2 protein-coding genes are annotated in these 26,804 nt (G+C 70.5%); both read right to left on the reverse strand.

Annotation, left to right across the window (positions count from 1 at the left end; all coding sequences use genetic code 11):
- Nucleotides 1-181: 181 nt before the first annotated feature.
- Nucleotides 182-25,942: a UvrD-helicase domain-containing protein gene (locus AC07CM_RS41245; RefSeq protein ID WP_478881676.1), complete on the reverse strand. Its 25,761-nt coding sequence runs from the start codon at nucleotides 25,940-25,942 to the stop codon at nucleotides 182-184.
- Nucleotides 25,942-26,430 carry a hypothetical protein gene (locus AC07CM_RS41250; protein ID WP_478881677.1) on the reverse strand — a complete coding sequence of 163 codons (489 nt, stop codon included), beginning with the start codon at nucleotides 26,428-26,430 and terminating at the stop codon, nucleotides 25,942-25,944. The genes AC07CM_RS41245 and AC07CM_RS41250 overlap by 1 nt, the downstream gene beginning before the upstream one ends.
- Nucleotides 26,431-26,804 lie beyond the last annotated feature (374 nt).

A 26,804-nucleotide genomic window follows, 5' to 3' on the forward strand; every position in this document is an offset into this window, starting at 1 on the left:
GTCACCTCGTTCACGATCACGGGTGGCGGCCGGGCCGCCTGCTTCCCCTGAGGCAGGTCAAGTGCCTTTCGACGCTAGGGATCGCTACGAGGGCAGGCGCAGTGCGCGGGCCGCCCTCCCGCCTGGGGGAATCTGTCGCGCGGAAATCTTGTGGCGGATCCCCCCAGGCGGTCCGTGGCGCCTAACGGCTATGGGCAGCGACCGGTGCAGTCTGCCGTCCGTGTTCGTCCGGGCGAGGCTGGCGCTCCTGCTGCGCGCATGTCTGGGACGGGGCGGTCGCCTGGCGAGCCTCGGCCGCGGCCTTGAGCCGGTCGCGGGTACGCCGGGCCAGTTCCGTGGTGACGAGCTCTTGGACGAATACCGATCCGTAGCGCTCCACGGCCATGACGACCTTGTCGGCGGTGGCGCCTTGCAGATCGGAGCGGGTGAACTGCGCGGCGGCCGGGGCGTTGGGGTCGAAGCCGAAGCGCAGCACGCGCCCGTGCTCTGGGTGAGGGGTGACAGCGACGTACAGGTCAAGGGCGCTCATCGTGCCCTGCAGGGTAGGCCTGCTGGGCGCGGCCGGGTTGTCGATGAGCCGCAGCAGGTTCTCGCGGAGCTGCTCCGGGACGATGGGCCCGCGGTTGACCGGTGGTTGGGGCTGGTGGGCCAAGACGGCGTGCAGCACTTGCTCTCCGCTGGCCTCTTCGAGCTCTGCTCCGGTGAACTGCGCGGCCGCACGGGGTGCGGTGGGGTCGAATCCGAACTGCAGGACGCGCCCGTGTCGGGCACTGTTGGTGACACGCACGTACAGCGGGGTGTCGTTGAGGGTGGTGTGCTCGGTGGGCGTCGATGGCGCCGAGGCATCGCGCAGCAGACGCAGCAGGCTCCGGCGCAGTTCCTCGCCCTCGGACAGCTTGGTGGGGAGCGCCGCCACATTCTGCTGTGCCTCTTCGGGCTCGCGGTCCGGTTCCAGTTCAGCGGCTCTCTCGAGTTCGAGCTCCTGCTCGGCGTCATCGGCTTCGAGTTCCGAGTCGCTCTCCGGTACCAGCTCGGTTGGCAGCTCAGCCTCGGCTTGTTCATCCTCAGCTGCTTCCGAGCCCAGTTCCTCAGGTCCGTGCCGCAGGTACGCCTGCAGGACCTCTTCCCACTCGGGCTCGGACTCCGTCTGTGCCGCGAGCTCTAGGCCCGGGTCCGTCTCGAGCTCTGGGTCTGCGTTGAGATCAGGCTCTTCCGGTTGGGATGCCGGCATCGGATTCACGTCCACGGCCGGGCGCGGCATGGCTGTCGCTTGCGGCTGGATGGGCTGGTCCGCGAGGACTGCCCGCGAGGAGAGCCGGTAGACGTATTCGGGGAGCTCGTAGGCGTTCAGAGCGAGTTCGGCGCCCGCGGCCTCAAGGGTGGTGCCGTCGACGATCGTGGCGTCCAACAGCAAGGTGCGTTCGCCGGCGCCGTGCGCGTGGCGGTGGGTCACCAGAGCACGGCCGCGGATGCGGGTGGCGCCGCGGGCGGGGATGCCGCCCGGCCCGGAGGGGGCCACGGCGTTTCCGCGGTCGTCCAAGTCGAATTCGATGATGTCGTCGTTGAGGACAAAATCGGCATCCAGGCGCACACCGATGGTCTGGCCGTCGGTGTCGAGCACGGTCTCTTTGCTGGGCTGTGCGATGGAGAGGTTGCGCGGGACGTGCCAGGTGCCCCCGTCGTCGAGGGTGAGGGCGACGGTGCCGAACTCGGTGGGGACGCGGTCGAGGATCTCCCAGGGCCGGTACTCGTCGTTGATCGTCAGCCAGACCCACGCACCCGGCGCGAGCGCGTCCGCCCAGCGGTGGCCGTCTTGGGGCTCGTCAGGGCGGTTTGTGCGCTCCTCGAAGAGGCTCCACAGCTGGTTGCTGGGGGAATTGTCGTAGCCGTGGGCCCGGTCGCGGTGGGCGCGTTCTTCCAGGATCCTGTGGTTCAGCCGCACCATATCCGCGCCCTCGAGGTCCGATCCCAGTTGTGGGTCGCTCCAGTCGATCGGCGTGTCATGGGTGAGACGCAGTTCGGTGAGCCGGATCGCGAAGTCGCGGGCCTCCTCCCGCGAAGGGAAGTTCTCCAGCGGCTGGGGCATGACGGCGACGTCGCGACGTGCCTCGGGGTTGAGGTAGAGGTGGGGCAGGAAGCCGTCGAAGGGCAGGCCGCTGCCGGCCGGGAGCACTTCGTAGGTGTCGGTGGTGGGGTTGTGCCGCAGGGTGAACTGCCCGTTGGCGGTGAGTTCCACCAGTTCCCGGTCCTTGGCGAGCTTGCGCAGGTCCTTGCGGCGCTGGGGGGTCAGGCCGGGGATGCGGTCGTGCATCAGGTGGGTGCGGACCTGGTTGAGGGAGGCAAAGCGTGGCTGGACGGGGGCGATCCCTCCGGGGGACGGTTCCGCGTCCAGGGGCGAGGCCACCAAGACGTGGCTGGTCGAGCGGATGTTCTGCAGGTGCTCTCCGGTTGCAGCGTCGAGAATCTGGCCCCAGCCGATGCTCGCGCCCTTCTCCGAGGTGGATTCCTTGATCCGGACGAGGACGGGGGTGTCGAGTGGTGTGAGGGCGGAGCGCAGTTGGGCCTTTTGACGCGGGTTGTCGACTTCGCCCTTCCACCAGAAGGTGCCGTCGGCCGCCCTCACTTCGCCGAGCTTCTTGACGGTGGTGATCTCGAAGGCGTCCGGGGCCGGCATGGACGGGTCGGCGTGCTCGGGCGCGGGCGTGAGTGAAGGTGCCGACCGGGCGGGTCCCCTGAGCCGTTGGCCGGTGCTCTCGAAGTACGCCTTCGCATAGCGGCCGTCGCGTTCGTCGAGGCCTTGGGTGACCAGGGCGTACAGAATCGCCTGCTGGATGTCGTGGCCGTGCTCGTCGCGCCAGTGCATGGCCTTGAGCTGCAGGGCGCGGAACGTCGGGTTGGGCATGTCCCACGGGAACGGCTGGCCCTGTGCGTCGCGGATGCTCTCCAGGGCGTCCGCGACGCGGTTGGCACGCTCGCGCGTCTTGAGCTGCTTGCCCCAGGGGCCGAGGACGTGGGTGAGCCGGTCGGGAGCTCGGACCTCGTAGGTGTCGGGGGCGACGGTGATGATGGCAAGCCGACCGCCCGAGCTGAGATGCGTTCCGGCCTCGGGCTTGCCGTGCCTGTGGCACAGCTCGATCATCATTCGCTGGCTGCCTTGATCCGGATCCGCCTTGTGCCGGACGGCCCCGCTCAGGTGCGCCTTGAGCAGCATGTTCGGCTCGGCGCCTGGGTAGGCCAGCTTGTCCTCCCTGGTGAGGACGAAGCGCGGGGCCGGGACTGTGACGGGCCCGGTCCCGCGCTCCGCCAGGGGCTGGTCCTCGGGGACACCGGCCACGAAGCGGCTGAGCGCGACCGCGGCACCGTCAGCACTGGCATAGGCCGTTCCCTCGGCCAGGGCCAGCTGGCCGTCCGCGGCAAAGTGGAAGCCCTCCGCGCTCGCCACGATCCTGCCCAGCAGGGCACCGTTGCGCGTGACGTCCCAGGTGCCCCCCGCGTCGGCCGACTCCACGGTGAGTGCAGCCAGGTCCCGACGGAAGGCCTCGAGGCCGCCAAGCTGTTCTGCATCCCTCTGCTGCTCGCTGCGGCGCGCCAACTCCGCGCGCAGGAGGTCGCGTTGTCCGACGGCGCGGACGCTCGCACCGGTGTCTTCGTGTGCGGCGTACGCGTTGAGCCACTGGTCCAGCGCCGCGGCACTGGCTTCGAGCTCGGCGCGCTTCATGCTCTGCGGCGCGCGGGAGACGAGCGGCGGCCTGGGAGTGGGCTCCTGCACCAGGACGGGGGCCGCCGCGCCGGGGCGGGGCGCGCGCTCGGGACGGTCGAGCAGGGTGACGAGCTGGGTGGCGTCCCGCCACGCCAGGACTTCTTCGAGACCGTGGTAGTGGCCGCGTTCGTCCCGCAGGTTGTGCGGTCCGACCTCGACTGCCTTGGCCCATTCGCCGCTCTTGCGCAGCAGGACCTCGACGCGGGTGCCGTCCTCGCGCGGTGCCAGTTCGGCAACGGTCCAGCGGTCGACTCGCCTGGGGTAGGGGAAGTCCCTCAGCTGCGAGAGGAGGGTGGAGGGGACGTCGCGCGCGGTGTCCGCGCCTGTGGCGGGCGCCGGGGCCGTCGTCTGCTGGGGCTCCTGCGACTGGACGGTGCCGGTGGCCGGGACCGCGATCACCTGGTCGAGGGTGAAGTCCAGTGTGCGGGCGTCCGGCGTGGTTCCGATGAAGTAGGTGCCGTCGGCCAGCTCTACGGTGACCGTGCTGTAGAACTGCGCATCCTGCCCCTCGGCGGCGTGCGCGGGGTGGTGTGCATCGAGGATGCGGACCCGCTGGCCCACCTCGATGTCGGGCTGGGCGCTCGGGTCGGCGGGTATCCAGCCCTGGGGGGCGGGCTGGGTGCGGTTGCGACGGTCGTGGGCGGCCTCTTCGCCTTCCACGGTTCCGCCCTCGACGGGCGTCTCGATCCGTCGGTTGAAGTGGACCTGGGCACCAAGGGTGCCGGAGAGGAAGACGGACTGGCCGAGCTCGACCTGGTGGGCGCCGACGGGGTCCCAGGCCACGAAAATGCGGGTGACGCCGGTGCCATCGCTTGCCTGGATCTTGACCAGTTGGGCGGTGCCCCGAGTCTCCTTGGCGATGACCTTGCCCAGGACCGGGGCCGGGGCAGGGCCGGGACGGGTGGGCAGAGCTGCGACTGCAGTCGGCGCGGGCGTTGGCCGCTCGGGAGCGGGGACGCGCAGTTCGGGCGCCAGGGCGAGGCTGTTGCGGAGACGCTCGGCGTCCTCCTTCTCCGCGAAGAGCGCTTCGAAGGGTTCCTCGCCTTGCTGACGGATCCAGACGACGTCCCCGCTGGCGCGGTCCACCACGGCCCAGCGCCTACCGGCATCCGTGGCCCGCGCTCTGACTCGATACGCGGGGACCGGGGTGCTCGCGGCCGGCTGGTGCACCGTCGTGGCACTGGAGTCGGCAGTGGAGGCGGCATCTCGCCCGTCGCCCGATGAGGACCCGTGCCGCGTGGCCGGTGTGGTGTCCTCGGAAGCCTGGGAGGCGAGGGTCTGAAGGTCGTCGGTGAGTGGCGCAGCCTGGAGCGCGGCGGTGGCTGGCGCGGCGAAGAATGGCGTACCGGTGCGAATGCGCTCGATGTTCGCGCCGGTTGCGACGTCCTCGACGTCGACGACACCATGGGGCCCGAACTGGAGGCGGACAAGGACCGGCTGCGTCATCGCCTTCTTGCGGCCCGCTGCCCGGCCGCCCCACCACAGGGTGCCGTCGGCCGCGGCCAGGTCTTTGGCCTCGGCGGGCTTCATGACGGCGAAGGTGGACCGTTCGGGAACCACCGTCTGCTGGGGGGCTTCTTCGATGGGAGAAGCAGGTGCTGTCGCGGCGGCTGCCGGGGTGTCCACGACGGATTCCTGCGGTATGTCGTCAGAAGCGGACGGCTTGTTCTGCGCATCCGGTGCCTGACCGCCGGTGTTCCGAGCGCCGATGGGACTCAGCACGTCCTGCGGGGCTGTGCCGTTCAGGCTCGATGCTGTTGGCGGAACGAATTGGCCGCTGTTGAGGGCCTCATCCAGTTCCTCGTCGCTGGCGACGGGCAGACGCGGGCGGTCCTGCCCGTCGAGGCGGAAGACCTGACCGGGTACGACCGTGAATGTGCGGCCGTCTTCGGTTCGCACCCGCAGCGCGGTACCGTCGAGCTCCGCTACTTCCCCGTCGAGGAGGCGCTCGCCGTCTTCGGTCCAGACGGAGACACCGTTCCCGGGCTGGAAGTCGCTGACTTGCCATGCGCGCCGGTAGATACCGTCCGGCTGATGCATCGGGTCTTCGTCGCGCGTGACATCGAAGATCCAGCCGAGCGACCCGGTGTCCAGAACATCGGTGGCGCGGGTGACCGCGACGTAGGCCAGGCGCAGTTGCTCGTCGTCGGGGATCGTGTCCCAGTCGATGCCGCCGGTGACGGACTCCTTGGGGCCGCGGAAGTCCCCGGCGATCCGGACGCGCTCTGACTCCATGCCCTTGGCCTTGTGCGCGGTGGACACCAGGAGGTCATGCGGCGCGGCCTGGTCAACGATCTGCCCCCCGTTGTCGTTGGCGGGGGTGGTGTAGCGGCCGGCGATGTATCGCTCGACACGCTCGCGCAGCCGGTGGCGCTCGGCCTCAGTCGCGACGCGAGTCTGCTTCGGCGGCGGGTAACCCCACCGCTTACCCTCCTCATCCCATCCGAAGCCCACCTTCCTGTCCTTAAGCCATGCTTTCGTGGACTGGAAGTTGCCGTCTCCGAAGGCGAGCTTGACCCACAAACGCTCGCCATCATCCTCGACGATCGGACGCGGCATGCGCACGGCAGCCAGCAGCGCCTCGAGTTCCTCGCTATGCCGCTGCATCAGCTTGAACATGCTGTCGAGCTGCTTGAGCTCCGGTTCGGTCTCGGCTGCCTCGAGGATGTCGTCCCAGGCCATGCCGTTGAAACGGGCAAGTTCCTGGTGGTTGGTCCGTTCTCCTTCCCGCAGCGCTTCGGCGGCTTCCAGGAACTTTCGCAGGTCGTTCAGCCCACCAGACACCGCGACCTTTCGCCCGGCCCGCAGTCCTTCGACAGCGCCGAGAACAACTCCCGCGTTGGTGCGGGCAATGAGCATCGTCTCGTCACCCGGCGTGATTTCACCGATGCGGGAGGACTTGCGGTCCCAGCCCTCCAGACGCATCCGGGTACCGCCCAGACGAAGGAACCGGTTTCCGACGTCGGCGATGGCATCCCCGAACCGGAAGGTCTGGGTGAGCGTGGCAGTCACGTCCGCGGGCAGCCGCCCCAGGGCGTCGGTCGCTCCACGGAAACCGTAGATAGCCTGGTTGGAGTCGCCCACCGCCACGACCTGGACGCCGGCGGCGCGGACGTTCCCGACGATCGACTCCATCACAGGGTTGACGTCCTGCGCTTCGTCCCAGAACAACACATCCGTGTCCGGGACCCGGCCAGAGAGCGCCCACATCTTGACGGTGTGGTCGAACGACAGCGGAAGATCGCCCTCTTTGTCGGTCGCCTCCGGATCGGTGAGGTTGGCCCACATCTGCACAGCGAGGGGCCTGACGGCGGCGAAGATCGCCTCCCGATTGGAGAGGCTGTCCGGGAGGTGGTGGGCGGCGAAGTCGTCATCGGCGGACTTGGTCCACTCGGACAGCAGCTTGTTGGCCAAGTACGCGGCCCGCTGCGGCGACAGCGACTCGCCTCCGGCCCGGATCCGTGAGCGCCAGCGCATGCGGTCGGCGAGCTGCTGCTCATTGAGCTTTGGCCAGTTCAGCCGGGCCAGCAATGCCTGGTCGATCATGCTGTTGGCGTAGGCGTTCGCGGTGGTCGCAGTGAGATTCTCGCCGTACTCGCCGCGCTGCTGCGCCTCGATCGCCTCGTCGGCGACAGAGCGGTTGAAGGCGAGGGAGAGGATGCGCTTGCCCGGCATGCGCCGCGACAACATCTTCAAGGTGGTGGACTTGCCGGCGCCGGCCAGGGCCATCACCCGCAGGTCCAGGCCGCGTCGAGCGGCGCCCTCGATGATGATTTCCTGCTCCCGGGTTGGCGGGTAGGCCTCCGCCGCAGCGGCAGTCGCCACGATCTCAGCCCACCGCGTGTCGGCATATCCGCCCGGTTTCGCGGGCGGCAGGTCGTCCAAGCGGGTGACGGTCGCTTGGGCCTCGTGGGGGTTGAGCCGATAGCCATCTGCCCGCTCGCGCAGGATCCGCCCACGGGACGGCTCGACCAGAGTGCCCTGGGCGTCGTACTGCGGTTGCGGCACCCAGTCCTCGGCCTGCTGCCGCAGCAGGGCCCAGCGGCGCCGCTCGGCACGCAGCCGGTAGGCCAACGACAGCGGATCGGCAGCGTCTCTCAGTGCCTCGATGACCTCGTCGAGGTCATCGACATCCATCGCCCGGAAGGCGTCCCAGGCCGATATCGGGCCGCTGACGGGCGTAGCCTCCGCGGCACCCTCGGCCGCGGGGACGGAGTTCTCCGGTACGGCCGGTGACGGCCTGTCCACGCGGTCGTCCGTCGACGCGGCCTGGCCCTCTTCTGCCGCCTCGACGGCACTGCTCGTAGGGGCGGTCGCGGAGCTGTCGAAATTCATCTGGCCTTGCGACCATGCGTCCAGGTCAGGTGCGGCAGGTCCCGGTCCGCGGTCGAAATCTTCGCGGCGCCTCTGCGTCCAGGGCCAGCCGATCGGCGCCTGCTCGGCTGCCTGCGGCCCGGTGGACGGCACGGCTGCGGACTGCTGCGCTTCCGGCGCCGGGGTGGGGGTGACCTCTTGTAACTGCTGGGCGGCGGTCTCAACGTCTTCGAAGGCGTCGGCCCAATGCTCGGCCACGGTGAGGGCGGCCTGTGCCCGGCTGGCGACCTCGGGCCACTCGGTCCGCTCGGCGTCGGCCGCCAGGCGGGCGGCCGCATCCCGGGCCGCGCTGATCTGCTCGCGCAGGGTGGGGATGGGGGTAGGCCGGTCGCGGATCGCCTTCTCCGACCGCTGGATGGCGTCCAGCGCATCTGCGAGTTCGAGGCTGCTGCCGGGCAGCAGCACGTTGGTATGGGTGTGCTTGAGGGCCTCGAGAAGGGCGGGGCGGGCTGCGCGGGCAACGACGGTCTCGGGACGCACGGTCCACTGGCCGATCGCCTCACGCAGCGGGCCGGGCAGGGCCTGGACACGGCTGAACTCGTGCCGGATGGTCTGCCCGTCGCGGGTGCCCTCCACGGTGAGGGAGCCGTCGGCGCCGCGGTGGGTGCTGGTCAGCGTGATCGGCTGAGACCAGTTCTCGGGCGATAGATCCTTCTCCACCGTCTCGGGCAGGCGGATGACGGTGCCGGGTTCCACCTGGGTCCAACTGCTGCGCCGCCAGCCGACCGGTGCAGCACGGTGGAGTCGGTCCTCGCGTCGGATCGCGTCGCCCAGGGCAGCGCCCTTGCGCTGCAGAGGGAAGAGGGGGTTGCCGTCCAGGTCGATGAAGAAGAACTTGTACGCGCTGTGCAGACGCGGCAGGTTCTCCAGGTACTCCTTCTTGACGACGGCGCCCAGAGGCTCGCCCCACTCGTTGGCCAGCAGTTTCCCGCCGTGTTCCTTGAGTGCCTTGGGGTTGGCGAGGACGGCCTGCAGCCGGGCCCGCCGCTTCTCCGTGCGCGCGAGATTGCCCGACACCCGTTCACGCTCGGTCGCAATCTCGGCCCGGCGCGCCTCGATGAACCGGGTGTGCGCGGCATCGGCCACGGGCAGGTCCAGACGAGCCTGTTCGGCTTCAAGGACCTCGGGGGGTGCGCCCCGCAGGCCCAGGGTGCCGGGGCGGGCTGTGGTGACCTCACCGACCGGGTCGGCGGCGGTCAGCAGGTCCTGGCCGCGGCGGCGAGCGAGCACGTTGTCGTAGGCGACGGTCTCCAGCTCCACCGCGAGCTGCACGGGCTGGACGTCGGTGACCGTGTGCCACCAGGAGTGCGGGCCCTTCAGGAGGACTTGGTCGCCTGCCTGGAACTCGATCGGGCTCCAGTTCCGCTGTTCGTCTTTGAGGGCGTCTAGTCGGCTGCGCTGCTCCATGTCGAGCTCGGGCAGCGCGGTGTCGGCGGGGGCGCCGCCGGCGGTGTAGTGGACGGCGATGGAGCGGCCGTGTTTGAGCATGCGCCGCACGAACAGACCGGTCTTGTAGGCCCGTGTCTCCGGGCGCGTGCCCTTGCGCTGGACCCAGGCCCCGGCACTGGGCATCGGGATGAAGTCTTCGGCTTCCAGGGCTGCCAGGACGTCCTTGTCGCTGCCGGCGATACCGTGGACGTACGTACGGGTCTCCTCGCCGTGGTCCCGCTCGTGGTGGATCCACACTGTCTCTGCGGGCCTCAGGCCGGTGACGGGGCCGGCCTGTTGCAGGGCCTGGTGTCGTTCGGCGATCTTCTTGGCACTGGCGGAAGGGGTGCGGGCACCGGGCATGTGGTCGGTGCCGACCGTGATCCTCCACTTGACCGTGCCGTCCCAGCTGTTGGGGCCGTATCCGTGGCCGATCTGGTCGGTGCCGTAGCCCACGGTGATGCGCTCGACGTCGTCGCGGGAGCCCTCGCGCGGCGGCTCCAGTCGCCACCAGTAGCCGTGCATCCCCTCGACTTCCTGCGCGTCGAACGGCATGGCGGCGCTTTCGGCTGCTTCCGCTTGCGGCATCCCGGCGGAGGCCTCAGCTTCCGATGCGGCCTGCTGCTGGGCCTGGTGGCGTTCGGCGATCTGCAGCGCGCATGCGGACGACGTGCCGCCGCCGGGCACGAGATCGGTGCCGTCGGGGATCGTCCAGGTCGTCCTGCCCTGCCAACCGGGCCCGTGCGCCTCGCCGATCTGGTCGTCGCCGAAGCCGACCGTGATGCGTTCCGTGGTGTAGCGGTCGGTGGCCCGTGGGGGTTCCTCGCGCCACCAGTAGCCCGGCATGCCGTCGACTTCCCGGATGTCGTATCGACGGTCACGCAGCGGAGCGGGCGTGGTATCGGGGGCGTCCGGTGCGAGGGCGCTGCTCTGGCCGGCCGAGGTGGCGGCCTGTTCGGCATGCTCAGGCGCGGCGGCTTGTTCAGCCGGCGTGGGGGACGCCTCTGTGGCGGGGACTGGGATCGCCTCGTAGCGGCGCATGGCGTTGAGGACATCGGCCACGGTGGGGTGTACTTCGCCGCCGCGGGGTCCGCTGCGCTCGTCGGGCCACAGAGCCCAGGAGCGCTGCTTGTCGGCGGCGTAGCGTCCCTTGCGCAGGCCCCATTCGAGGTAGAACCTCCAATGCCCGACGGTGGTGTGGGCCTCGAGGACGACGTTGAACCGGTCGGTGCTGTAACTGCCGGGCATGGTCTCGCGGATCATGCTCCATCCACGCGCCCGGGCGGTCCTCCACAGCTCGTCGACAGTCGCGGGGACGGGGTAGTCCGGCTCCCAGACACCGCCCTCCTTCACCGGTGCTCCTTCATCGCCAGCAGCTGTGGTGGCCGCCGGGACCTGGGCTGCGGGAGCGGCGGCACGCCCGGGAGGTGCGGTGCGCGAATCGGCGAAGGTACCTAGACGTCCTGGGCGGGGCGCACCGTCGAACAGCGATTCCCAGGCGGGCGAGTTGACGGTGGCCTGCCAGGCGTTGGCGAAGGAGTCAGCGGCCCGCACTGCCTCTGCCAGTGCCGTGGTGGCGTCGTCGGGCGCAGCCGTCTGCTTCCAGGCGTCTTGCACGGCAGTGACGGCGGCATGGATCTGTTCGACGGCTGTGTGGAAGTCGCCGGGCTGGCGCAGGGAGACCCGGGTGAAGGTATCCAAGGCCTCGCGCAGTGCGGTCTCGGCCCCGACAGTCTGGGCCAATTGCTTGAAGTGCGCGGTCCGTCCCAGCGCCCGCACGGCTTCGTTGAGCGCGCGGCGGGGGCCGCTGACTTCTTTGAAGCGGGTGAACGGTGCAACGGCTGGTTCGGCCGCGGCAGCGGAACGGGCTGGCTGGTCGGCGGGCTCCTCGGGTTCGTCGTGGCCGCCGGGGGCGGGCGGCGGCGGGTCGTCGTGGCCGGCCCCTCCCCCTGCACCGGGCGGCACCGGAGCGGGCGGGGCGTCTTCCCTGCCACGCCCCGCCCCGGGCGCGCCGACGCCGGGGTCTGTCTGGTCGCCGGGGGAAGCGGCCTTGGCCTGCGCCTGCCCCGACGGGGCGCTCGTCGGTGCCGGCGTGGGCGTGGCCTCCGCGGTGGTGGCCTCGTGGTCGGTGGTGGCCGCGCGGTGCTCCTCCCAGCTGGGGCTGGGGTTGATCAGTTCGGATGTGGCCCAGGTGGAGTGGCCCGTGGCGTAGTCGTCGAGCAGGTGCCGCAGCCGGGCCGCGCGGGCGCGAACGAAGCCGGCGCTTTCCTCGCCGTGCACATCGACCAGGGCGCGCTCAAGGGCCTCTGCCCGGGCCCCGTGCTCGTCCTCCAGTTGTTCCAGCAGCCGGTAGACACCGGTGGCGTGCAAGGCGCGGCGCCGCGGTGACTGGTCGAGGATCCCGGGCGGGTTGCTGACCAGGGGGAAGTCCCGGTCAACGGAGACCAGTTCGTCGAGCAGCCCGTCAAGTCCCCTCCCGGCGGCAAGCTCCGGGTGGCTGGCGTGGAGCGGAGCGAGAAGCGTGGTGAGTTGGGTGTGCAGGGGGCGCAGGGCAGCGGCGATGGCGCCGAGCCGTACGGCGGCGGGCCGGGCAGCGGCGGCGGGGGTGTGATCGCCAATCGGGACGGCGCCCTCCGGGCGGCGCACCACCACGGTTCCGTCTGCGTGCCGCTCGGCGGTGTATCCGGCTGCCCTGATGTCGCGGTCGAGCGTGCTCCGCCCGTGGGCGACGACGGCAGCGGTCGTGCTGGCGCCGGGGAAGTGCCGTTCGGTGGCCGGGGAGACCTGGAAGGTCTCGGTTCGATCCAGGCGGGAGCGCCGGGCCTCCAGGACGGCACGGATCTCGCCGGCGAGGTGCCACCGATCCGCGTCAAGGCCGCGGAGAACGGTGACGGTGACCAGTCGGGCCTCGCCCCGGTGACTGCTGCGCGGGTTGTCCTCGGCGACGGTGACCGGCCCCTGGTCGTGCAGGCGGCCGATGCGCGCGTCACGCTCGTTGGGCGCCTCGAAAGGCATCATCGTCATGGTGATGGCGACGCTGCCGTCGACGCGGGGCCGCAGCTGGTAGCCGCCGCCTCCCCACGCAGCCGGTGTGAGTCCGCTGCCGTCGAGGAAGCGGGCCACGGTCCGCTCGGCCTCCGTGACCCGGCCCAAAGGTGCGGTGGCCGGGGAAGGCGGGCACAGCGGGACCTGTTCGCCCTTGCGGAAGAGCTGCCTGCGGGCCCGGTCGTCCTGGGCGGAGGCGACCCAGTCGGCGGCCAGGGATGTGGCGGCTTGTGACAGTTCGAGGATGGCGTCGCAGTCGGAGGAGGGCAGCCCGACGCGTACGGCGTGCTCCCGCAAGGAGCGGGCGGCGCGGGCCAGGTCGAGCGTGGCCCGGTAGGCGTCCTCGCGGCCTTCCAGCCTGCCGTCGCGGGCCAGGATCCGTGCCGCGCGGCGTAGCGGGGCGGCACCGAGATCGTCGTGTGTGGGGGTGGACAGCCTTTCGCGGATGGTGTCGAGGGCCAGAACCTTTTCGACCTGTTCCAGCAGCGGGCTGCGCCTGTCTCGGAACGCGGTGATGGAGCGGCGCACCGTGCCGCCGGGGAACTCGGCCTGCAGCGCCTTTGCGATGGCCGCAGGGCGCGCGGTCTTGATGGACTCCCACCAGGTGCCGAGCGGCCCCGCGCTCAGGAAGGTCCCACCGGCACGGCCGATGGTCTCTTCGAGGAGGTGAATCTGCGTGTCGGGCAGGCCCTCGTGCCACTCCTGCCCTGTGAGCCACACGCCGATGGCCTGCTCGGCAAGGTCAGGGGCGGCGCCGGGTTCGGCGTGCGCGATCAGCGTCTCGTCGGCTTCCAGGCGGGCACGCAGCTCCAGCAGGGCGAGCTGCAGGTGCGGGGCGGTGTCGCGTTCGGTGGCGGCCAGCCTTCCCCCGTGCTCGGAGGCGGCCTGCGCTGCGGCGTCGAGTCCGGCACCGTCATCGATCTGGTTGTGGTGGCGGAACCGGGCTGTCCCCCGCGCCTGTTCGGCGAAGGTGGCGAGGGCCGCGTGGTCGCTGTACGCCTCGCCCCTGGCGCGGGCTTGCAGGAGTCCGGCGAGCACGATGGGCGCGTTGCCCATTCGGACGGGATGGTCGATCTCGACCACCACGGTGTGCACCAGTTCCAGCAGCGCGTCCTGCGCGGTGAGTGCGGCTGCGGCATCGGCGTAGGGCTGCGCGCCCGGAGGCACCGATGTCACGGCCTGCGGCGCCTCGGCCGGCGCCGCAGGGCGGCGCTGGTGAAGCTCGTCGGTGGGCAGCGTCGCCAGATGGCGGGTGAGCCGGTCGGCATGGCGGCCTGCTGTCTCCGCCAACTCGCGGGCCCACTGTGCCCGGCTGCCGCTGCTAGCTTCGGCCAGGGCCTTGGCCTCGCGTGCGAGCAGCCGGTACCGGTGGATCTCACCGGCCACCCCGCCCACGTCACGGTGTCCGGCGCACAGCCGCAGCGCCGCATCCAGGTCCCGGCTCTGCTCCGCAGGGTCGGGGTTCGGGTGCGGCAGGTGCTGCAGGAGATAGGCCAGCGCTGTGATCTGCTCCTGGCTGTCGCGCATGTCCGGTTCGGCATACGTCTCGCCCGCGGTGGTGATCTGCTGCGGCGCCAGGCTCTGTGAGAGCCGGTCCGCAGCGGCCTGGACGAGCCGAAGCGCGTGGTGGGCGGGCGCTGCAGTGTGGTGCCTGCTGTGCCGTCCGATCACGTTCTCGACGGCTTCGCGGGCGTGTCGGGCGGCCGTTCCCAGCGTGCTCGCCTGGGCGGCCTGGACGTGCCAGGCGTGGGCGCCGCCGAGAGAGGGCAGGGCCTCGTCGAACGCGGTGGCCTGCTCGCGGTCGGTGTCGGCCAGCAGGAGGCGCAGGTGCCGCGTGGCGGTCTTGTGCAGCTCTCCCAGCGCCGCCACCGCGGTGCTGAGCTCGGTCTCCGTGGTGATCGGCTCGGCCGTGGCGGTCTCGACAGCTTGGGCGAGCTCCTCCAGCGTCGGGCTGAAGGGCTGTCGACGGGCGACGTTCATGGTGTCGGTGGGCTGCTCGCCCACCGGCGTGAAGACGCGCCGCTCACTGCTGCCGAGGCTCAGCACACCGTTGTCCCAGACCGGGACATCGGTGCCCGTGCGCAGGGCGAGCGCATACAGGTCGGGTGCGGTGTAGGTGATCGTCTCGTCCCAGGGGTCGCCGCCGGCGGTGCGCATCAGCTGGGTGGCGGGCACGTGGTCGCCGATGGCCTGGGCGAGCGTGCGGGTGCTGAGTTGTTCGCGGTCCTCCACCCCCGCCGGCCACGTGCCGTCGGCCACCGCTTCGGTCGTGAGGTGCATGCGCGAGGCGTGGTCGTAGGCGGCCGTGGCGAGTTCGCTGATGGTGGCCTCGTGGATGCCGTCATCGTCGAGGCGGAACTGGAAGGTGTGGGCGAGGTCCACCAGCCGGTGGCACCACTGGGCGGCGGCGGGCAGGGTGCCGGGCTGCGACGCGGTCGCGTCCTGCCACAGCGCTGCCCCGGCCTCGTCGGCTGTCTCCTTGAGGGCCTTCTCGTTGATGTACTGGCGTCCGCTCCAGGTGCGGGTGAACGCGCCCAGGGCGGCGGCCAGGCGCAGGGCTCCGGTGCGGGCGGCGGCCTGGTCGGGGTAGGGCTCGTCCATGTCGCCCATGCCCTGTGGGTCGTCCATGTGCCACGCGGCCAGCTCTGCGGCTGCAACGGGGGCCACGGGCGCGGGCGTTGGGGTGACGGCCGCGGCGGCGAGGCGGGCGGTGACTTCTGTGAGCAGGTAGGTGTGCAGGGCGTCGGCGGCGGTGGTGGGCGCGTCGTCTTCGGCGAAGTACAGCTCAAGCAGCCCGGCGGGCAGCACGTCCTGCCCGGCGGCGAGGTGCTGCTCGGTGAACTGGCTGATCAGGTCTTCCGGGTCGTCGCCGAGGCTGCCGTCGAGACGCAGCCGGATGTCGATGTCGCTGCTGGCCGCATCTGTCAGGGCGCCGATCTGCGTGGTCCACTTCTGCCAGGACGCAGGCAGGTCGATGTCTGCGGACGGCAGGGGATCCAGGGCCGTGGCGTCGCCGGGCGCGGCGGCGCGCAGGGAGTGCCACATCGAGCCGAACAGCCCGATGAAGTCACCCATGGGGCCGGCGTCGCTGTGCAGGGCGCGCCGCAGGCGGGGCGACATGTCCGCTTCCCGTGCCTGGAGCCATGCCCACAGCGCGGGCGCCTGGGGGACTCGGGCGGCCGTGGAGGCGGTGTAGAAGATGGCGGCCATCAACTCCTGGTCGGCCGCCGCTTGTACAGCGAGTGCGTCGGCTTCCTCGCGCACCTGCGGGTCGGCCTCGTCGACGAGGCTCTGCATGACGGCGGCGTGCCGGTTCGCGGTGCTGCTCAGCGACATCAGGATCTCGGCGTGATCGCGCAGGCCCTCATCGGCCTGGACGTGCCAGACCTGCAGCGTGCGCTCGCTGATCTCGTGCAGCAGGGCGGGCAGCGCCGGGGACAGGCTCTCGCTGACGTCGGCGTGCTGGGCGAGGAAGAGGTCGATCAGCCGGAGCAAGGTGCGTTCGTCGGGGCGGTCCCCGGCACGCAGTCCCCCCTCCGTGTCCCGCAGCCGCTGGGCGAGGTTGACGAGGTAGGTGTGCCGGGCCGCGAACGCCTCGGCGCGAGTGGGCGGGTTGACCGGGTCCAGTTGAGGCCGGGTCAGGTGCAGCACCCCGCTCTGGCGTGCGGCGTCGGCGGCACGGTCGGGCGTCGAGCGCATGGTGGCCGCCCACTGGTTCTGCATCGTTTCGATGGCGTCGGCCAGGCTGGTCCACCCGAGCGTGTGGTCGGAGACAGTGCGGGACTCGGTCCGCGCGAGGTGACCGGCCTGCGCGAGCAGTGCGTACCAGCCGGTGGGCGTAGCACCGGGCTTCGGGTCGTCCAGGAGGGCGTGCAGCCGGATGGTTGTGTGCCGCTCCAGGTCGGCCAGTTGCTCGATGGGGCCCATCTCGTCGGCCCAGTCGCGCCAGGTCTGCTGGATGCTGGCGAGGGCCGCCGTGGCGTCTTGGGCTCGGGCGAAGGGTGCCGGCGCGGCTGCGGCGGCGGCTGTGAGCTCGGTGCTGCTGGGGGCCGGGATGCCGCGGGCGGCGGCCCGCGACACGTAGTTGTCCAGCGAGCGCAGCACCGTGGCCAGGCTGGTGAGCGGCTGGTTGAGAGATTGGGCGGTGTCGCTTTCGGACAGGCGCTGCTGGATCACTCGCAGCCACTGGCCGAGCGTGGCGACGGCCAGCCAGTGCTCGGCAGGACCTCTGTTGCCGCCGGGCTCGGGAATGCCGAATTCGGCCTCCGCCACCGCGTCGCGGGCGTCCTCGGCGGGCCACCGCGCGAACTCCTCGAGCAGCGCCTCGTGGGCGGTGAGCCACTCGCGGATGTCGTGGAGGAGGATGTCGGCGGTCTGCACGGCCTCGGATCCGGGCGGGTACGGCGTGGCGTGCAGGACTTCCAGGTCCCACTCCCCCGTCGCAGCGACCGCTACGACCGCAGTGGTGTGCGGCGCACCGGTTTCGCTGGTGGCCATGGGCACGGTTGCGGCGTGGGCGACGAGTGCGCTGCGGGTCGGCGCGTCGAGGTCGAGCAGGGCGGGCCAGGCGGCGGCGTTGTCGTGCAAGAGCACCGCAGCGGCGTTCGGGTCCAGGCCGTGGGCGGCGGTGGCGAAGCGGGTCGCGTCGGCCTGTGCGGGCAGCGGCTGAAGGGTGGTGTCGCGGCCGCTGTCGCGTGACCACAGGATCCACGGGCCTTCGCTCTGCCAGGAGATCCGCAGGCCCGGGGTGTCAGCGAGCCGGTCGGCCAGCTCCTCGCCGCGCCACACGAAGACGTCGCCGCCGCGCTGGACGGCGTACAGAGTGCTGGGCTCTGGCAGGAGGGCGAGCCGTGCGGTCTGCGCGGTCTGTGCCGTGATGTGGGTGGCGAGCAGGTTGATCGCGGCTTCGTCACCGTAGAACGCGTCGATCAAGGCGGCGTCCTGCTCTGACGCAGGGTCGCCGAGCTGCCGGTAGACCTGCTCCTCGATCCATTCGCGGACGAGGTTGACGACGAGGTCGTTGAGGGGTTCGTTGCTGACCACCAGCCCGAAGATGTGCGGGTCGGTGGCGGCGGCGTCCAGGAGCCGTTCCACCTGGTCGGCGTGCTCGTGCCACTGGGGTGGGATCGGCAGGCGGCCGCTTGTGCGGGCGGGCTGGGTTTCGGTGGCGTGCTCGCTGAGGGTGCGGGCCAGGCGTGCGAAGGCGCCGGTGAAGCCGCGCGGGGTGGATTCGGCGTGCAGGGTGTGGCGCAGCAGCGGGCTTATCTGCTCCGCGCGCTGGCTGAGCCAGTTCAGGAGCGCCGGCGCGTACGGCACGGGTGCGTTGCTGGTGAGCGGGTGCGCGGGGACGCCCAGGGAGGCGAGCAGTTCGGGGTCGGCGAGCGCCTGGCGGGTGAGGGTTTCCAGTTCGGCGTCGAGGTGCCCGTCCGAGGTGATGAGGGTGGCGTGCAGGGACCGGGCGTGGAGGGCGGCCGCGCTGGCGAAGTCGGTGAAGTCACGCTCCATGTGGGCGCGATAGCCCTCGTCTTCGTGTTCGCGGCCCACCTGGCGGGCCAGCCGGGCTGCCGCATCGAGCAAATGCGGCCATGCCGGGTCGATCCGGCCTTCGGGTGACTGCAGGGGGCGTCGGTCGATCTCTTCCAGGAGCCGCGACAAGCGGCGTTCGGTGGCCGACTTCCTCGGTCGGCTCTGCGCGTGGGCCCGGCCGGCGGAGCTGACGATCGCGCCGTGCGAGCGCTCCAGCCCCACGTGGTCGAGGCGGCCGTCGGTGCGCGCATACGGAGCGGCCGGGGCGAGGTCGCGGTAGGCAACCTCGAAGGGACGCGAGGCTTCGGGAAGGAGGGCGTCGGCCCGGTCCGGATTCTTCAGCACGGTCTGCGCGAGACGCCCGAGATGGGTGGGAAGCCTGCCTGCCGCCCTGCTGACGTCCAGACCGGTGGCTCGGGCCAGGCCGTGCATGGCCACCAGGTGGGCGACCGCGCCCTGGGGTGTACCCGCGGCCGCCACCCGGGCGACGAGAAGAGCGATCCGCTGCTCGGTGCGCTGCCGCCCGTCGGGCCCGGAGCTCTGGGCGGCTACCTGCTCCAGGTCGTCGAGTGCCTGCTTGACCTCCTCGGCACTCGTGTAGGGCTCATTCCAGAGCCGGGCAGTGTCGACCAGCCAGGCCGTATCGGGCTCGGCCGGCAGGGTGTGGGCAAGTCGGTCGACGTGGAGGGCCGCGGTGCGAGCCAGGTGCCGCAGACGACCTGTGCTGCGGCGGTCGGCGGGCGCGAAGTCCGGGTGCGCGGCTAGAGCCTCGGTAGCCAGCCGGCTTCGGGTGAAGGCCTGCAGCTGGAGCGCCCAGTCCTCAGCGGCGACCTGTCGGGCCTGCTCCCAGGAGTCGCCGAACTCCGCGAGCACGGCGCGAAGTTCTTCTGTCGGCTCGTCGGGCAGGCCCTGCCCGAAGTCCTCCTGCCACTGGGCGTGCAGCGCGTGCAGTGCGTCGCGATGACTCGAGGCGCTGTCGTGCTCGTTGGTCGTGGCGTACGGCGTGGGCCGGTCTTCGCCCAGGTACCAGCGGTCCCCGGTCACCGGGTAGCCGGTCGTGGTGGCGGGTTCGCCGGGCCCAGAGGTTGCGACGAGTGGTTCGTTGTCGGCCGCGGGGGGCTGCGGCGTCGGGGTGGCGTTGGCGGTGGGGTCGGCTGCGGCGAGAGTGCGGACGGCTTCTTCGTCGCCCTCGCGGATGGCCTGGGTGAGGGCCTTGTTGTTCTCGCTCAAGGTGGCCATGAACTCTGCGAACTGGGCCTGCGCTGCAGCTTCGATGGTGCGGGCCAGGTCGTTCTCGCCTGCGCGCTGGGCAAGGGTGGCCCGGTGGCTGGCCAGGAAGGTTCGCGTCAGGTTCGCGAAGGTTGCCAGGGGCGGCCCCATGGTGGCGCGGTCGCTGCCGCGCAGGGTGCGCAGCAGCCGTTCGGCTTGCTGCAGGCTCTGGGGCAGCGAGCTTTCGGCGTCGTGGAAGTCGCCGTCTTCCATGGCGGCGACCGCCGCGAACAGGTGCTGACGCAGTTGTGTGAACGCCTGGGGGACGGCGTCCCTTGGCCATGTGTCGGTGGCAGCGGCGCTCAGTGCGAGTTCGGCGGCATCGACCTGGACGAAGGCGTCCTGCCACTGCTTGTGGGTGGTGAACACGGGCGCCGCCTGCGGCGCCCCCGTCTCCTCGGCTTTGGCGGAAGCCGTCTCCGCGGCGGGGGCAGGCTGGGAGGGAGCGGCGGGCGCGGGCATGGGCTGTGCGCGCGGTGCGGCTGGTTCCGGGGTGTGCTCGGGAGCGGGTGGTGCCTCGGCAGGGGGGGTCTGCTCTGTCGTGGGAGTGCGGCGGGCGACACCGAGGAATCGGGCGTCGTTCGAGACGGCGTCGAGGCTGGTGTGGTCGCGGCGTCGGGCGGTGAGGTGACGGCCTGCGCTGACGATGCTGAGCAGGACGGGCGTGTCCTCCATCAGCTCGCGCAGCAGCGTGTGCGCGGTGACGGGCTCGGCGCCCACCATGTACTTGCCGCTCAGGCCGAGGTCGTCCAGGCGCACGTATTCGCGGCCGCTGTCGCCGGCGCCCGGGTCCGCGGTGGGTTCGACGGACTGCTCCCACTGGGCGAGGGCGGTGGGAGTGGCCAGGGTGGCGGCCCACCGCTCCTCGTGCAGCGCGGCCAGCCGTGCCAGGCGCTTGAGGTCGGTGGCGGCGGGGTTGCTGCCGAACGCCTTGATCGCTTCCGCGATGGCGGTGCGCCACCATTCGGGGGGCACGATTGCCGCGTTGGGAGCGATGGACTGACCGTCAAGGCGGCGTCGGCGCAGTTCGAGGCTCTCGTCGTGGAAGCGGTCGACGGCCTTGGCCAACTTGCGTCCCCCGGGGCTTGCGGCCGCCTGCGGGTGTCCCTCGACGACGGCGCGCAGGGCTTCGGCGAGCAGCCGCTCGGCGATCAGGGTGCTGAGGCGGTCGGTGTAGTACTCCGCCCGCTCCTGGCTCTCGTCCTGCTCACCGGTGGGCTCGGTGCCGTCCGCGCCGCCGGAGCGGCTGCGGGAACGCGAGCGGCGCGAGCCGCCGCCCCCGCCTCCTCTCCCGCCGGCCATCACGACGTCGCCGGGTTCGGCTCCGCCGGAGGCATAACTGGGAACGGCCTCGCCCGGTCCGCTGCTCTTGATCTCCGCCTCGGACTCCAGCTCGGCCATCAGGGACGCGACTTTCGCCTTGGCCTCGGCCAGGTTGTCGCCGTCGTGGTAGACGGTGCCGATGTGCGCCCGGGCGTTCTCCACCTCGCCCAGCGCGGTGATGCGGTCCGTGCGGGCCTGGGCGAGATCGTCTTCCAGGTGGGCGAGCCAGTACTCCAGGGACTGGATGGTGCCGGCCGCCGAGCCGGGGTCGTTGCGGATCCGGGCCGGCTCGACCTTGACATCCTCGCCGACGCCGATGCTGGTGCCGAAGTTGAGGTAGAGGTCGAACAGGCCCATACGAGCGTAGACGGGCACGCCGCCCAGGTGGCCGACCTCAATGGGCGGGTGACCCGCGGGCTGGCCGCGCAGTTCGTCGATGACGTCGACGAGGCGGAAGGCGAGGGCGCCGGCGGCTTGCCTGCGCTTGGTGTGGGTGCGCCCTGCGACGCTCATGGCGAAGTCGTCGCCGCGGGTGGACTGGCGTGTGCCGGGGGTGGTGACGGTGCCGATGTAGCCGTTGAGGAGGTTGATGTCGGTCTGCAGCTGCTCGGCGAGGCGGGTCTGGCTTTCGATGGTGTACTGCAGGCCGGCTTGGGCGGCGTTGTGCGCGTGCTTCTCAGCCTCCAGGTCGTCGATTTCCCTCTGCAGTCGGCCGACCTCCAGAAGCCGAGGGTCGCCGGCGCCGATGCTGACGGCTTCGAGCATGTGCTCGAAGTCCTCCATCGCGATGTCCTCGATGGTGCGGTCGGTGAGCTTGCCGCTCATCAGCTGGGTGATGAAGCGCGCCTTGCCCAGCACGAGCTGCCACACATAGGCGTCGAAGCTGTTCTGGGTGACGTAGTTGTAGACGTGGACCTCGCGGCCCAAGTCGTAGTTGAGGTTCTTCTGCCGCACGACGCGGCCGGTGCGCTGGTGCAGGTCGACCGGGCGCCAGGGGCAGTCCAGGTGGTGCACGGCAATGGCACGCCGCTGCACGTTGGTCCCGGTTCCCATGGTCTCCGTGGAACCGACTAAAACGGACACTTTGCCGTTGCGGCAGTCACGGAAGAGGGCAGCCTTCTCCCGGTCGGTCTGGGCCTCCTGCATGAAACGGATGCCCTCGGTGGGCACGCCGCAGGCGGCGAGCTCCATGAGCAGGCCGTCGTAGACGGTCCACTTGCCCTGCTTGAGGGCTTGCTTGGACGGGGTGCCGAGGTCGGCGAAGACGAGCTGGAGGCTGCCGGGCAGCTCGTCGCCGTAGTCGTCGTCCCTGTGCTGCTTGTACAGGGCCGCGATCTTCTCGGCGGCGATCGAGATCTTCGTGGGCTCGTCCGGCTCGAGGGCCTGGCCGATCAGGCGGGGGTCGAGGGCGGCCTGCCGCATCCAGGACGCCAGCTTGAGCATGTTGTCCTCGTCCGGTGACACGGCACGCGAACGGATCGCTGCGGCACGTGACTTGGCCTCGCGCGCGATCTCCTCGTTCACGCTGGTGGGTGGGCACTCGACCATCTGCGGGCCGCCCTTGTGCACCTTGGGCACGGGCAGGCCCAGGTCCTCGGCGGTCTTGACGTCGGTGGGCACCCACCACGCCGTGAGCAGCTCCGGCATGTTGGTGAAGCGGGCGAAGCGGGACTTGGACTGCAGGCCGCCCTCGGGCGCGATCTCGATGGAGGTCTCGATCTCGGCGTGGTTGGCGACCCAGTCGTCAAAGGACTCAAGGCCAAGCGCTTCGAGGATGTCGGGGCGCAGGAGCTTCATCCACACGTACGCCTCGGCGATCGAGTTGACCACGGGGGTCGCGGAGGCGCCGGTGACCACGCGGGACCCATAGGTGCGCCGCATGTATTCGAGCTTCATGTGCAGGTCGGTCGCGCGGATCGACCCGGATATGGACAGCCCGGCGTTGTTCGACGGGTTGTACAGGTTCTTAAAGTTGTGGATCTCGTCCACGAAGAGGTAGTCGATGCCCAGCTGTTCCCACGACAGGCCGCCGTCGCGGATCGACCGCATCCGCTCCCTCAGGGCCTGCTCGCGCACGAGCTTCTTGCCCTCGACCTCCTTGACGGTGTGGTCGTCCTCGGGGTCCGTGCCCTCGGCGACGAGCTTGGCGCGGCGCCGCTCCAGGTCGCGCTCGAAGTCGGCGAGCTGCTGGGCGATGTAGTTCTCGTGCTCGGCCGAAGACAGAGGGATGGCCTTCATGACGCCGTACGTCATGATGATCGCGTCCCAGTCGCCGGTGGCAGCCTTGGCCGCGAACCGCTTGCGCTTGCGCCGGGTGGACAGATCCTTGGTGGAGGCGGTGAGGATCTTGGCGCCGGGGTAGGCCTGCAGGAACTCACGCGTCCACTGCTCGGCCATGTGGTTGGGCACCACGATCGCCGGCTTCTTCGCCAGCCCCAGGCGCCGCAGCTCCATGGCGCCCATGGACATCTCGAGCGTCTTGCCGGCGCCAACCTCATGGGCGAGCAACGCGGAGGGTTCGTTGAGGATGCGGGAGACCGCGGCCTGCTGGTGCGGGCGGGGGGAGAACTCGTTGGACAGCCCCGGGAACGACATCGCCGGGGTGTCGTCGTAGTTGCGCAGGACGATCGAGTTGAAGCGCGTGTTGTAGAGCTCGGCGAGGGTCTCGGCCCGCTCCTCGTCGCGCCACAACCACTTGCGGAACTCGTCGTTGATCCTGTCCGCGTACTTGTTGGCGATGGTCGTCGCGGTCATCGCCTCGGCCCGCAGCCGGGCCTTCTCCGCGGCCGTGGCCTCTTCGGGAAAGCTGGGGGTGATGCGGATGGGTTTCTGGTTGAGCAGGGCCCGGATGATCTGGACGGCGGGCATCTCCTCGGTGCCCCACACCGCGGTGGTCATCACGTTGCGCTCGGTGCTGCAGTTGACCGTCCACGTCGAGCCCGCGGCCCGCTCGACCTTGATCGACTCATCCCGCAGCAGCTCCCGCAGGAACTCCTGCACATACGGGGCGGCGACCCACGGGGCGCCCAGCTTGACCCGAATCTCCTCCGGGGGGACGTCCTTGGGCTGGACCTCGGCGAGGGCCTGGACGTTGACAGCGAACGTCTCGTCGATGTCGGCTGCGTCGCGGGCCTGGGCGAGCTTGATGCGGACATTGCCCGACAGGTACTCGGCCGCCGGAACGAGGCGTCCGGTGTGGGGCTCGGTGAACACGACCGTACCCAAAGCAGTCCGCGCGGCCTGTTCGTCGGCGAGGTCGAGAAGACTGGCCACGACGTCGAGGCGGATCTCGCCGTACATGTCCAGGCTGATCGCGGCGGCTTCCTCGGGGGTGCCCGCCCGGTCGGGCACCTGGCGGGGCGCCGTGACGCGCTGGGTGAAAATTTCCGCCTTGGTCGCAGTGTTCGTCTCCTCGTCGAACTCCTCCAGAGCGTAGACGAGCGGCGCGTGCGGGTCGTCCGCGAAACCACCCTGCGGCGGAGGCACCCGGGCCCAAGTGATGAGCTTGCCGGCCTCCTTCAGCTCCGCGTGCAGAGCACGCAGCTCAGCGAGCGGCTCACGCAGTGATTCCGGGGCCTTGGTGGGAGCCCAGTCGAGGAGGACCTTCAGGTCGTCGTCGTTGAGGACACCGTCGCCCAGGTTCTCGATCGCGGCCTGCTGCTTGGACCCGAGCCGGCCCTCGACGTCCAAGGCGGCGTCCATGAGCTGCTCGGACAGCTCCTCGGGCACGTCGTCCCAGGCAAGTTTCCGCGTCCGTTCCTGACGGGTGAACCGGGTGATGGGCCCGTACTTCTCGACGTACGCGTCGTAGTGCATGTTCAGCGCGCCACGCAGGAACGTCAGGTAACGGTCGGCAACTTGGGGACTCATCTCGGCGTCCAGCAGCTCGGACACCGCATCCCGAATGTCCAGCAGCGCGCGCAGTTCCTTACGCTGCGTCTTGGGACAGGGGTGAGGCCCGCTGTCCTCCAGCCGCGCCGCCCAGAAGCTGCCATCCGCAAGCGGAATGATCCGCCCTTCGAACCGCTCGGCGTCCTCACCGAACGCCATGCGCGCATCGGGGCCGAGCAGCTCCTCCTGGCGCCGCTCGGGGTTCGCGGTCATCACCATGCCGTCCTCGACCGCAGCCGCGATCTCCCGATCCAGCGCGTCCTGCAACCGAACCGCGGTATCACCGCGCTTGGCCCGCACCTCCGGCCGGAACTTCCCGCCACGCTTCCGGCCGGGAACCAGGGTGCCGAGCACGTTCAGGGGACGCCCCTGGAAGTACTCGTTGACATCCATGGACTTGTTGTCTTCGGTGGTCAGCTTCTCGGTCTTGGCGAAGACGGCACCCTGGCGCTTGTGAGAGGGGGCCTTGCGACGGAACACGAGCAGGTCGGTGGCCACGTCGGTGCCGGCGGCTGCGGCGTGCGCGCCGTTGGGCAGCCGGATCGCGCACACCAGGTCGGCCAGCTCGGCCATCTCACCCCGGGCGGCCTTGGACGTCTTGTCCATCGTGCCGGTGGACGTGATGAACGCGGCCACTCCCCCGACCCGCACGCCCTCCAATGCCTTGATGATGAAGTGGTCATGCATGGGGAAGTTGCCGGGGTTGTGCCGCGGGTCCGTCAACCGAGCCGAGTGGAACGGAACGTTCCCGATCGCGGCGTCGTACTCCCCGGTCTTGATCCGGGAGTCCTGGAAGCCCTCGTTGAGGACCCGGGCCTGCGGATAGAGGGCCTGGCTGATCGCCGCGGTCACCGAATCCAGCTCGACGCCGGTCATCTCCGTGCCCTCGGGCGCCATGCCGATGAACGTGCCGACACCGGATCCCGGCTCCAGCACCCGGCCGCCCTTGAAACCCAGGGCCTGCAGCGCCCGCCATATGATCCGCACGTACGACGCGTCCGTGTAGTGCGCGTTCAGCGTGGTACGCCGCGCGGCCGCGAACTCCCTCTCGGTGAGCAGCTCCCGCAGCTCCGCCTGCGCCGCCTCGTACTGCTCACGCCGAGCCGTCGTACCCTGCCTGGACGGATCGAACACGTTCGGCAAAGACCCCCACGACGACCATCGGGCCAGCACACGCTTCTCGTCGCTGGTGGCCTCGCGCTCCTCGCGCCGGATCTGGCGCAGCACCCGCAGTGCCGAAAGATTCGCCTCCAGGCGGGCCATCGGCGTCGCCGGAGCGAGATCGTTCTGATCCTCGGGGCGGAACGCCCCCTCGTCGGCCGCCATCACAGCCGCCCCTCGCTGCCCAGGGCCTCATCCGAGAGACCCGTCAGCTCCAGCAGCCGGGCCGAGGCACCGGCGCGAAGCCGGGCCCGTTCCACAGCACTGAAGTCTCCCGGCCGACTGCGGCCGGCCAGCAGTTCGTGAAGATGGGGCTCGCGCCATCGCTCCGCGGCGACCTCGGCGTTCGTGAGGTGGGGGTCATCGGCCAAGTCGACGTCATCGTCGGCAGGCAGCAGCACGAGTTCGCGGAGAACCTCGCGCTCGGCTTCGTAGCGCATCTGCTGTAGACGGCCAGCGCGCTCGAGGTAGGACTCCCCCGCCACGGAAGGCGCGGTCAGACGCTCGGCGGTCCAACGGGCCCGCACCTCGTCCTGGACATCAGCGCCGAGTTCCGTGAAGAACGCCTCGGGGTCATCGATCTCCGCAAGGCGCCCACGCCTGAACTCCTGCCAGTGCTGCTGCGCGAGCCGCCCGTACTGATTCACGTCCACCACTCCCCACATCCGGTGGGCGGCGCAGAACGATCAAGGAGAGCAGCAGCCTCCAACTGCGCCACCAGCATCGATGCTTGGCGCGGTGGACCCTTGCGAGCGGGCCCGAGCTGGCTCGTTCCACAGCACGGGACGAATGGGCTAGGGATTCTTCATTGCAGTCCGCAACACGGACCGGCCCGAGCAGACGGCTAAGGCGAGGCACCCCTCGGTCAGCGGGCACGCGGGGCAGTACACGATGCGGGAGATCGTGAACGCGATCCCCTGCAAGCCTGCACCGGATACCAGTTGCGCTTGCTGCCGCACGACCTGCCGCCAAAGAGTGCGGAGTACCACTACTTCATCAAGTGGCGTGCCGGCGGCACCGCCGAGAC

It is taken from the genome of Streptomyces sp. NPDC044061, from assembly GCF_056434305.1.